The organism is Paenibacillus sp. N3/727, assembly GCF_022637315.1.
Classification (GTDB): domain Bacteria; phylum Bacillota; class Bacilli; order Paenibacillales; family Paenibacillaceae; genus Paenibacillus_AQ; species Paenibacillus_AQ uliginis.
Genome location: NZ_CP093336.1, coordinates 1,275,060 through 1,287,541, shown reverse-complemented (window position 1 = coordinate 1,287,541; position 12,482 = coordinate 1,275,060). Strand labels below are relative to the sequence as shown.

6 protein-coding genes are annotated in these 12,482 nt (G+C 52.6%); all 6 read right to left on the bottom strand.

The window, feature by feature from the left end; genetic code table 11:
* Positions 1-252: 252 nt before the first annotated feature.
* Positions 253-3,270 carry a GAP1-N2 domain-containing protein gene (locus tag MNQ98_RS05720; protein ID WP_241932322.1) on the bottom strand — a complete coding sequence of 1,006 codons (3,018 nt, stop codon included), beginning with the start codon at positions 3,268-3,270 and terminating at the stop codon, positions 253-255.
* The gene (locus MNQ98_RS05715; protein ID WP_241932321.1) at positions 3,267-4,529 is read right to left on the bottom strand and encodes a hypothetical protein; all 1,263 of its coding nucleotides are present in this window, start codon (positions 4,527-4,529) and stop codon (positions 3,267-3,269) included. The genes MNQ98_RS05720 and MNQ98_RS05715 overlap by 4 nt, the downstream gene beginning before the upstream one ends.
* A gap of 14 nt (positions 4,530-4,543) precedes the next feature.
* A complete protein-coding gene (locus MNQ98_RS05710) occupies positions 4,544-5,176 on the bottom strand; it encodes a beta-mannanase (protein ID WP_241932320.1) in 633 nt (210 codons plus the stop codon).
* A 19-nt stretch (positions 5,177-5,195) separates the two neighbouring features.
* Positions 5,196-6,476, bottom strand: coding sequence for a vWA domain-containing protein (locus MNQ98_RS05705; protein WP_241932319.1), 1,281 nt, complete (start codon positions 6,474-6,476; stop codon positions 5,196-5,198).
* 205 nt (positions 6,477-6,681) lie between these two features.
* Positions 6,682-9,078: a transcription initiation factor TFIID gene (locus MNQ98_RS05700; RefSeq protein ID WP_241932318.1), complete on the bottom strand. Its 2,397-nt coding sequence runs from the start codon at positions 9,076-9,078 to the stop codon at positions 6,682-6,684.
* 1 nt (position 9,079) lies between these two features.
* Entirely contained in the window at positions 9,080-12,469 is a 3,390-nt protein-coding gene (locus tag MNQ98_RS05695) for a tubulin-like doman-containing protein (RefSeq protein WP_241932317.1), read from the bottom strand.
* Between the last annotated feature and the right edge of the window lie 13 nt (positions 12,470-12,482).

The window sequence follows — 12,482 nt, the reverse complement described above, 5'->3', positions numbered from 1 at the left end:
TAGCAGTTTGTTTTTTTGGTCCTACCCGTGGCCTTTATTGTAAGACTTTTGTACAAGATATTCAGGACTAATAAAGGAAAAGAAGAGCCGCGATACTTCGCAGCTCTTCTTTTTCTCTTTTTTAACTCTTTTTACATCTAATCCATGCTTACGCGCATCTTCTTCTAAGGCCTTTATAGAAGATTTCCATATTATGACCACTAGATATACCGGTTTGATACCAGTAGAACCGCTATTCAGACAAGTGAGTCCCTATTTTTTTATATATTTAACCATCTTTTCGTTCACAAGTACTTCACTTATATGATCAACAGCCACCTCTTCGCTTAAAGAGACGATCGCATAGTAGATCTGCTTACGGGTAGGCTCAATTGTATCCTGGGCGTTATCAGCATCTATTCCGCCCGAGGGAGATAGCGCTTCTCCCTGCGTTGTGTCGTCCGCCGCCGTCTTGTCCGTCCCCACGCTGTTCCCTGAAGGGTTTTCCGAAGAATTTCCAGCCGGTGCTTGGTCCCCGTTCCCGTCTCGCTCGGTTTGAGGTTCAGCGTCTCCGACCGATGGCGGCTCCTCCGTTCCTGCACCGGTGTCTTGAGCACGATCCGACGACCCTGCATCCGAACGGCCTTCATCATCGCTTGCCCCGCTTCCATCAGAGCAAAGATATTGCACTTTATAATCCGTATAATTCTGCGCCTTGCCGTCCATCAGCTTCAAAGTAATCGTGTCCGTTTGGAAGGCGGCGCACTCCGCCTCTGTTCCGAACTCGAATACAAGCTCTGTCTGCGGCTTCAATTCGCCATCAGCGACATCCTCGGTTAGCCGCGCGTAAACCTGCGGCTCCTGCTTCTCTGTCGCTTGCTGCGGCGGCGTCGGCTTCGTGCCAGGCTTTCCTGTCACGGCCGGCTCGCCGCGGTCAAAGATGCCGAGCGCTGCCATTCCTCCGGCAATCCCCCCGCCAACCAGGACAATAGCCATGAGCCACATAAGCGGCTTCCGGTTACGATGCAGCCATCTCACGAGCGGCGGAGACAGCTCGCGGCGTGCCTTATCATAGACGGCTTGCAGCGGAGCTCCCGCCTTATCGAAATAAAGTTTCCGGTTCATCCGGTGTTTGAATGCGTCCCTGTCATATTTCTTGAAATAGGCTACCAATGCCGACGCATATCCCGGCGCGAGCTTCTTCCCTTTCAAGAAGAAACGCTTGTTCTTCGACCAGTTTATAAATTTATAGACGATCTCTTTGTCAGAGGCATGCTGCTGCAAGTAATGAAGTAGTGATCCGTACTCGATCATGCCGCTGTCGATACCGCGATAGAAGGCAAGCACCAGCCGGCCAAAATTGGCCTGTCCGAGATCGTCCTGCAGCCAGCGGCGGCCGAGCTTCTGCAGCCGATCCATCTCTGCCGGTGACAATCCGTCGAACAGCGATTCATCCGGATCTTCGTCGTGAAACCAACGGTACGCAGACAGCATAACCGCTGCATTCGACTTCACATGCGGCGGAAAACGGGTCGCCCATTGTCTAACTTCATCCGGGTATGCCAGGAAATCGATCTGCAGGAATGCATCCTTGTGTACATGCTCCAGTTCGAGCTCTGTCAGCAAGAACACATTCGCTTCATAGGACAACAGTTTCAAGAATGATAGCATCGGTTCACTCGCCGAACGACTCTTCTCCTCGAACAAGCGGTCGATCATATCGAGCACCGTATTCACGGCCGACACCGGCTCCACCTCACGCCGGAGCTTCTCCATCAGCTGTCCGGTGGCCAGATCAATAAATTCCTTCGAGTCTAGAAGGATCGGATGCTGACTGGACCAATGAAACGCCAACTTCACGACCTCCTCGGCCCGGGTCGCTTTTTGGAACTTCCGCTGCATAAACGGGAAGAAAAGCGAAATCGTCTTGCCGCCCCGCAGCAGCGTAGCGAAGAAGGCCTGGCTGACCCTGCCGCTGCCCTCAATAAGATCATAGTAAGCTTCCATCCACTCGCGGTTCTTCTCCTTGCTTGCCTCGTACAAGCTTCGGATTAAATATCCGAGCAGGTCGCTTCCCAATCCCGCCGTCCCCCCGGCAATTGCTTCGTACTCGATGAAGCACTTCACAATATTCGGATCTGGCGCCTGTCCCTGCTGCACCCGTTCATATTCGCGATCGAAGCAGTCGCGGAACAGCTTTTGCAGCCGCGGCTTCGCAAGGGTAGCCTGGGCGGGCTCCAAATAGCCGAGCATGGAACGGAGTACGATGTTTCGATTCTGCATATATAAGGAAGCGTTGCCTCCTTCAATCTGGTACAAGACGGCAAGCTCGTGGTAGCTCACAATCGCCGTATACTGCTGCGAGTCCATACCTTGCAACAGCTGTTCCGCAAAGTCATAGAACGCTTCCGCCCGCTCCGGCAGCGAGAGATTGTTCCAGGCAAAGTTCAGGTAAGGCTGCTTCGCCAGGTCGATATCGACATTCGTAACCCGCCGAGAAGCCAGATCGAACGTATAATCTTTGTCGATTTGACGATCATTGGGCCGCAAGCTTCCGCGTTCAACGAAGGTGAGATGAATCCCCTTCCGGCTCTGCGGATCCTTCGAATATGTAAGCAAACCCAGAGCGCGGCGGTACGCGTAAGGGAGGCTGCCGTATAACACGCTGGCGAGTTGTATTGCGCACTCTGTCAACGCCTCCAACTCAACATCGAGCGCCACGAACACCTTGCGCCTTGTAACGATGGACGACATGACGGCGAACAGCAACTGCTTGAACATCTTCTCGTCGATCCCTAAGCTAGCGAGCAGAGCGGATGGCGAGGCCGTATGATGCACTTCCGCTTCAACAGGCAGCTGCTCCAACTCGGGCAGTTCCATGCCTTGTTCGATGTCATAGCTGCTGGCGAAGGCGGTTCTCAGCAAGCCTGCATAGTCTTTTACCGCCGCAGCACTTTCGACAGGAATGATGTAGTTATGAGTGAAGAAAGCGCTGCGCAAACCGGTAAAATCGGCTGCCTGATAAATGCTGCGGCCCAGGACGAGCTGTCCCGAGTCACCGTGAAACAGATGCAGCGCCTGCGGATAGCGAGCTTCATCCTTTTCGCCTTGTGACACCAGTTCTGTCGGCGCATCGTAAACACAGAATGGGTGCAGCACTTTTTTGATGAACCCGGCATCGAGACCGGCAGACTTCGCAATCGTGTCAAATCCTTCGTTCGGACGGAAAATGCCACTCCGCTCCCGTGTGTACATTTGCTGCTGGATGCGAGAGGATCTGTTCGCTGTCAATGCTGCTCTCTCCCCTCGATATAATTCAGTTGATACAGCAGCCATATGAACGGCTCATCAACCCGTATCGGGCTTACAACACCTTGCAGCTTCTGATTGACCGGGTTGCTGCCGAGTGCGGACACAGCGAAGTAGGACGTATTCGAGAAGTAGACATCCATCGTACCTTTGAACGGACGGTCCACCTTCTCGATAAAGCGCCGCATCTCACCGTCGATATTGTTGGATTCGGTTAGATTAAGATATTTGCGATGAATCATATTATTGAAAATATTACTATTTCCCTTTATATAATCGCCGTCCTCATCTTTCAACGCATGCAGCATATCGCTTTTCGTCAGCACGACCGCCGTCGGAATGTCGGTCTTGTTTTTCTCTTGGTAGGCGATGAAATCGCCGAACATCGTCAGCACGACATCACGCGGTTCATCGTATTGCGGTACCCACTCGTTAGATTCGCCGCCGTATTGCATGCGTATTTTTTCACGAATGGTGCGAATTTGCAGCGGATCGATCATGAACAGGATGCCTGCTGAATTTTTGATATGCTGACCATGCAGCCCGAGATAATCTTGATCGACCATTCCTTCTCCTGCGACATCAAAAAACACCAGCGTCAGCGGAGGCTTCGACTCATCCTTGAAGACGAATTGAAAAATAAACGGCTCCTGCATCTTCTCCTTCTGTGTTGAAGCAAGCAGATCACCGCGTTCGAACAGCGGCTCCTCGTACATCTGGCGAAATTTTCGGCTTATCTCCGCATTGAGCGGCATGCAGGCGGCATCGAAATGATCCGCCGTACTATGCTGAAGCGTATGAATAAGCGAAGTCATGTAAACCGACTTGCCGACCTGGGAAGCCCCGATAATCGATATAATATTGCTGGGCACCTTCCCGGCCGTCACCGGAAGCTCGTTATGGCAATGCGGGCACAGCCTTCTGCGCGTAACGACCCCATACCGGTCGTTCAATCCAATCAACACATGATCGGAATACAGATGGTGCTCCTCCGGAATATCTCGCGCATCGATGACCGCCTCCATATCATAGACGGTATCGAGGCCGAAGCGGTCCCGGTATTTGTTAAGTTTCTCATCCTCCTGCATCGCATAATCCTCATCATCCTCGCGATGGTGCGCCGCACGAAACACGACCTCTTCCGGCGAGAACTTGGTGAAGCAGTACGGACACACGATATCATAGAACAGCGGTTGCGACTTCGGCTGCGGTTTGCGTTTCAGAAAATCAAAAATCCCCAAGTGTCTTCCCCTCCTTATTCCGGTATCAGCTCGTATAATTGGCCGTATTGTTGACGATCGGTAAAGAAAAGCCGGATATAGTCGTCCTTGCCGATCTCTATCTCCGGCAGCACATTACGGCCCGGGGTAAACGGCTCGACGAAAGGATAGACTGTTCCGTCGTCCTGGCTGACAGGATAGACGCCCTGTTTCTTCACATAGCAAAGGACATCCGCGGGCAGCGGCACCTCTGTCGTCACCTGAATTTGCGCGGCTTTGAATTTTTTGAACCAGCCGCCCTTATAGCGGATCGAATAATAGATTCTCGCCCGGCCCGTACTGAGCGCGATCCGGTTTTCGCCATTCGGCTGGATGAGGAGCGTTTGACCGTCTTCCTGCAACAGACAGGCGTATACCGTATAGACGAGCCGCCCGATCCCTTCAATACGGTCGTGATACCCGTTATTTGCTTTGTATTCGTCTCTCGTATATAGCTTCAGCTCCGCGCCTGACGGACGATCCAATGGCGAGCCATCCACCGTCTTGTGAATATAGACGGCTTGGATACCAGCCGGCCATAACCAGCGCAAGGTGCATTGCCCTTCGTCAATATGATGTGTCAGTTCGCGGATGATCGGCGTATCCGATCCCGCCTCTATATAATGCATCTGTCATGGCCTCCCCACACTAGAATCCGCGGCTGCTTCGATCAGATTGCCGGCCGGACAGGCTGCTGACTTCGCTCTCAGCCGCGCCTCTGTGCCGTCGTCCTCCCGACTGCCGTTGGTTCTCCCGGATAGGCACGACGAATGAGAACAGCGTAATGACACCCGCAAGCACAAGATCGGCACTCAAGCGAACGAGTCCGTCCGTGAACGGACTTCCGGACAGGCCCACCTCCAGCAGGAAGCCGGCCAAGAGCCCCGCTGCCGCGCCGCCAATCGCGAAGCTCTTGGCGAGATAACGGTTGTCAAATACGAGCCCCAGCGCCAGACCAAGCATCGTTCCAATAAGTGCCACGGCAATGATATGCAGAACCATATAATAAGTACTGTTCTTAAGCGGGCCGGAGCGCTCCGTAACCAGCGTCCTTTCACCGATACTGCTGTAGATCTTTTCGAAGACGAACGACAGCTCATTTGCATCAGACACATCGTAATATTGGCCTCCGGTCTCCTCTGCAATCTGGCGCAGCAGGCCCGAGCCTTGGGCATCGACCTGGCTGAGGCCGATCGTATGAACGCCAATATGCTGCGCCTTATAATCGGCGAGCATGGCGTTTGTGTCTACTTCACTGAAGCCGTCCGACAGAAGCACGACCATCGTGCCGCGCTCCGTATCCTGATGATCCTTGATGTGCTTCATCGCCTCGGATAGAGACAGGCCGATATCCGTACCGCCCTGCGTCGGCTGGATCGCATCGATCTTGGCGAACAGCTGGTTCTTGACATCCTGATTTTCCAACTGAACAAAAGGCTGGAGCAAGTCCACATTGTCGTTAAATACAAACACAGCTACTTGCTTGTCACTATCCATCTCTTCGATCATGCGCTTGGCTGCTTTATACCGGTCCTGATTCGGATCGGTCTCCTCCATACTGCCCGAGTTGTCGATGGCGAGCACGATATTGTTCACGGTTTTTACATTGCCCGGCTCGAACTGATATGCCGCTTCCAACGCCAAGCCCGCAATGAACAGCATCACCAGCGTCGCGGGAACAAGCACCAGCCACGAGGTTCCTGTATATCGCTGACGCCACGAAGGGCCATTCAACCGAGGCGAGATCATCTCAGCGATCAGGCAGGCCAGACCAACACAAAGCGAAATCACACCAAAGTAAAGTCCGCTCACTACAATATCCGGCCACTCGCCGCGCAGGCTATTTAGCAGCCATTCTCCGATCCCCCAGCCGATGGCGCCACCAATCAAGCTGAACAGCACCATGAGCCAATTCACTTTTCGCTGCATAGATATAGCATCCTCTCACATATAGTGTACATCCCCCCGGATGCGTTCTTCCCGTCATCGCTTCTGTCGGATCATCGCCCGGATAAGCAAAGAGCAGCGATGCCGACATCCGTATTTGCATCTCAACTTACCGCTAATCGAAAGCCCTTGTCGGGGCAATCCTCGGTAACGAAGACAGACGGGACTGATTATCAAACTATCCTGCTTACCGAACAGGAGGCAGCAGCTCGGAACTGATGCCGTGGAATTGATATCCGTTCTCTACATATCTCTCGTAGTACATTTGTCCATTCCGGTAATACAGCAAATCCTCGATCTGGAAGCCGCCCATAATGTTAAGCTTCTCTACACCGCTGGTGCGCTGCTCATGCACACAGCCGAGTTTGTAGATACGGGACGTCTCCTCTTCCCCCAGCGCATAACGCATAAACTCGCTCGTCGCATCGCCAAAAAAATATTTTTCCTCGTAACGGTGTTCATGCGTATAATCCAGGAGCCGCACATGTATGCCAGCACGCTCCTCCAGCGTCCGGTAAAGTTTCTTGAACAGCTCGTCCTTCGACAGCACCTCTTGATTGCTGTATTCAATCGTCACATTCGCCCGCTGCAGCAGTTCTTCCTCAAACGTCTGCCTGAACGGCGGTCCTGTCAAAATATGCGTTCTGCATACTTCACATAGCCGCTCAACCAACGCTTCGGTTCCCTGCTCCAGCAGTCGGGACAAGCTACCCATATACCGCTCTTCGCCAAAGGCGTCCGATCCCCGCTTCGCTTCAATCTCCTGCATAATGTCCGCCGTAACCCGTTCGTAGTACTCCATAATATTTTGGCCGATATAGTCATCGGCACGGCGGATGCTGGTGAGCGCTGCAGCTCTGAGCGTCTCCTCCAGCGATTCCATCTGCTGGACGTACTTTTTATAGATAACGTGCAGCCGTTCCAGCTCCGCTTCATATTTTCTATACAGCCGCAGCCCCGTCTCCAGCCGTAGCACCTCAAGCTTCAGACGGTACACGGTGTTAAAAAAGCAGCGGATGAAATTGCGCACATTATGCTTATCCATCAGCGGCATCCGCGAGAATGATTGCTCCTCCACCGCCTCGGCATACTTTTGCTCCAGCTCGGCCCGCGCCGCCTCCAGCGCCCGGCTTGCATCACGGATGCGGCCGTGCAGCAGCGGCCAAACGCTCCCTCCTTCATCCGCTTCATTCGTCCAATCGTACACATGATAGAAGCTTGTATCCGCCTGCACGGCCAGCCTTTCCCGGACCATCTGCACCAGCTCGTCATCCGATAATTGCTGGAGCGCTTTGTCCGTGACCTGTTCATAATTATCCCGAAAGTATGCATGGCAGCCGCTACCGAACAAAGCATCCTCAGCTTCGCGCAGCGTCATGCGTTTCAATTGGCCGAAGCTGATACCATGGGTCATGATGCCGTTCATATCGCTAAGCAGCTCCTCATCCGACACAACCCGATCAACCCGGGCAGCGATTGCCTGAGGATCAAGCCCAAACCAGGCCAGCTTCTCCGCCTGCGTACGCTCGGGAGCGGCCTTCATTCGGTCGGTCAGCCCGCGGTAGAAATGATACAGCACGGTGAGTGCAATCGAATGGTTCGGACGCGCGACCTTGGACAAGCCGGCAGAAACATACCCATAGCGGCCAGATTCGGTCATTACATTATTCCGCAAGGACGTATTGTTATAGTTGTCCATTAGATGCAAGTGGCCCGAGCCGGTCTGCTTCCGATTTTTCAATAGATTCATATGACATATAATCTCGTAATTATCCTCTTCGGCAAAGGTCGACATTCCCCGCTCATTTTTGTCCGTCAGCACATAAACGAGATCAAACAATGGTGAGGCGGGATGCGTCACTTCGATCGAAATCCCGTCTTCCGTCACATGCAAAGGGGCCGAGAAGGAATAGTCCGGACTCTGCATATAATCGACCTCACGCAGGTATGCGACCCCCGCCGAACTGGCATAGCCGAATGCATCCGCCTGTTCTCGTTCGTTGATAAGCACATGCAGGTCCATCTGGACCGACTTGAACGATTGCTGGAAGATCGCATCCGCGAGCAGTGTAATCTCCGGTACCAGCACGTTGAGCGGGTCGTCGACTCTCGTAACAACCGCCAAATGAATCCGGTCAAACGAGGCGTAAAGCCGGCCGTACTCCGCGATATCACTGCTCACCTGCCGCAAAATACGATTGAGCTCGAACAATCCGCGGTTATGCTCATAGAACTGCCGGTACACATCGCGGCGCATCGTTTTGCTCTTGTCCGGGCCATGGCTGCCGTCAACCGGCAGAACGAGCCGAGCAATTCTGCTGCCGTCCCCACCATCGCCGGAAGCTATAGCAGACACATCAGCATTACGGGAGAGCGCATGAATATACATGACACCGGCGCTGTTATCCCATTTTCGCTCATTAATCCGGATCATCGGCTCAATCGCATCGCCCGCCTTGTCACCAATGAAGAGAAACACCGTTGGATAATGAATGCTGCTCTGACTATCGTCTTTGCCGCTGAGTCTCCCTTCATCGCATGAATATGCTGTTGCGTATTTCTCCACTATCGTGTGTGTCTTCATCCTATTTCAACTTTCTCCGAATGGCATTCAGCTTGGTCGTCAATTGCTTGTAGAACTGGTAGATATCCTCGCCGTTCGCCAGCTCAATCTTCTCGTATTCCAGACGTTCGCGGGCTTCCAGGAACGCCGCGTACAATTCATCCAGCTTCGTCAGCAGCGGAGCGACATCCTCCGATGCCGTCATCTCCGCCGCACGGCGGGACGACTTACGCAGCAGCGTACCATGGAGCTTCTCATCCAAACTGCGGAAATGCTCGTATACCTCAAATTCTACATAGTCCCGGCTCTTCATCAGATTGGCAAACGGCTCCCACGCTTCTTCTTCCTCATCCCGATCATAGACGTAGAGTGCGCCTTTTTTGCAGATCGTGCCCGTGTACAGTGCTTCAATGAAATGATCCTGCCATTTCTCTTCGTCCTGATACTGGCTGAGCAGCTGCTCGAATTGTTCAGCCTGGGTGCGGATCGCCTCATATTTGGCCAATTCCTCTCGCAAGCGTGCAAGCAGCTCCGGCGATCGGATCAGATTTTCCTTCGCCAGATTTTCATTAATGCTGCCGAAAATATCCTTCGTTCCTACCTGCTCCAGCCCTTCCTCCAACAGCCGCTTCAGTTCTAAATAAGCGCGCTTTACTTCTCCGAGGTTCGGCTTCGCTGTCTGCAGCTGCAGATCGTAGTCGTTCAGCATATCCTGCAGCTGGAACGGTTTGGTGAAGACGACCGCATAGCGATTGCTTGTGTTGTCATCCATGCTTTTCGCGACAACGGCTTTGTACTTCAGGCCGAGCTCAAACTCGGCACGTACGCGAACATTGTATTGCTCTACCCGTTCGTTGCGGTACGTGTCCCCCCAAGATTGCTGCGGGATGGGGGAAGGGAGATACGTCCAGTTCGCCTTGTCGGTCTGCACGAGATGGCGTCCGATGCCTTCCTTGTCGAGAATGGTGCGTTCGTAGCTCTCCTCGTATACTTTGAGCGGCGTATAGACGAAGAGCGGCACCCCGTTATGCGTGTTCAGCCAGAAGATGCGGTTCTTCACCTCGCTCTCCTTGACGGTGAAGTTCGACTTGCCGACTGCATTGTTCTGATAATTGCGTATTCCCTTCAGAATGCTTGGCGCCTTCACGGGCACTGACACAAATCCCCATTTCGGAAAATGCAAGTTACCCGAGCTGTTGCTCAGATGGAACACCGGAACGGCCTCGTCATCCAGCTTGCTTGCGATCTGGCGCTCGACAAACTTGTCGATCGACTCGTCGTTGCCAAACTTCATGACGAGGAAATCTTCCATCGATTGCGTAATCAGATCGCCAAACTTGTCCGACAGGAAATCCGAGATCGAGCTGACGATATCGAGTTCCTGCTCCTTGATCCACTGGTTCGAGTGATCCAACAGCTCCAGCGAGAAGTCGCGGATCAGGTCGTCAACTTCCTTCTGATCCATAATATTGCTGATCACTTTCGAAATGTCCGGAACACTGACAATATTCCAGTAGTAGGTCCGGTTACCTTTATGATCGGCCTGCTCTTCACCGTTAATCAGAATGTCGCCGTTCTTCTCGAAGATCGTGTTGAGCGCGTTCAAAATTTCAGTGAATACGCTATAAATGCGGTTGTTCTCCTGATTCAACAGCTGATACAGATCCTCGTAGAACTCGATCATCTGCTCCATACGCTCTACGTCGGCATGCAACCAATACTCCTGAATTTTGGATTGGATATACATGTTTTTCTTTTTATCCTTGGAAATAAAGGCACTCTTCGCATCCCCGAGACGCTCGTTTGACTGCTCCTGCGCCGCTTCGATGTCGCGCGGAATACGATGCAGATTCTCGCGCAGCGTCTCAATGTAGGAAAGCAGCATTTTCAACAGACAGAAGCCCTTCTCCGTATAGATCAGACGGGACACATAAAACGGCCCCTGCTCTGGATGGAGGAACATCCGCCGGATCTGATCGGTGAAGTTGCCAACAATCTCGCCAGGAAGCTGCTTCTTCGCCTTGATGTATTCCTCGCGTGCCCGCGCCAAGAATGTCTGCTCCAGCTCCGTATCCATATTTACAACCTGCAGCTTCACTACATTGTTATAGCTCAGTCGTTCGCTATTCTCATACCCCGGCAGCGGATCGGGCACGCGCGATTCGAACGTCTTCACCATTGTGTCGAGATCGACACCCAACTGGCGGGCGAACTTCTCAACTTCCTCTTGGCTCGGCGCCTTCTGGAACATCTTCTCCATCTTTTGGAACAGACGGTATCCGAGATAGGTCGTCATCTCTTCGATCGGCAGGACGGCCGACGAAGCACCGATGATATTGTATTCGTAATTGGCCGGATAGACTCGATTCATCTGGGCGATATTCGTGCGGATATTGCTGATATAATCGTGAATCGCGAATTCCTCACCGGACTGTTTATCCTCGCTTGCCATGAAGTTCGTGATGTTCTCCGCCGTCACATTCATGCAGTAGTCGTAGGCATTCTCCAGCAGCTTCCCTTCCGTGTTCGTCGCCGAGATCAAATGGCACAGGTTAAACGGAGGAAGCGGGGAATTGACCGTCAAAATGTTGCCGTACTTCTGCCGGAAACGCTCACCGCGGCTGTCAACGTTCATCCAATAGTCCAGTTCCTTAAGTGCGGCGTAGCCGTTCTTCTTAATATATTCGCGTGTGTGCTCGCTCAAACTTTTGTTCGCCAGATTCACATCCGGAGTAAACAAATAGCCGAGCGTATTGACGCGGTCGATGCCGGCAGAACCGTAATCCCGTTCGATAATGCCTCGTACGATATAGGAAATGTCCAAGAAGCAGCCGCTGCCGGTTCCCCCGGACAAGCCGGACAGCATAAATACCATCAACTTCTTATTCGTTCCGACCGACAGTGTCTTGATCTTCTTGTCAATCGCCTGGACAACCTGGTTGATCTTGGTGAACAGCAACAACCGTCCAGCTTGACGCACCCCGGCGGCGCCGTTCATCCCGTCGGTAATGCTCAGCTCTGGGGACAGCCATTCGGTAATATAAGGTTCCAGAATACTGCGGTTCTGCAGCAGTCCGCCGATTTCGGCGTTCGACAGCAGTACAAATTCATTGAGCGGATCAAGACCAATGCCGCGATATTTCTTATTGCGATCCTGCTCATTTGTCTCTAGCGCCAGGAACTCCACATTATCTGGCTTATCGCGTTTCTTCTTCGAGATCGGATCTTCGGGGAGCCTAAATCTGCGATTAATTTGATATTTCAAACGAAGCAGCGCATCGATCCCGGTTCCTCCCAAACCGATAATGAGGATCGGGTTATCGATTGTATCAACGCGAATTTTATCGCTGACAATCCCTCCGCCCAGCGATACGTCCAATTGCTGAATATGTTCTCTAACGATTGGTTTCATAATGGATGTTCCT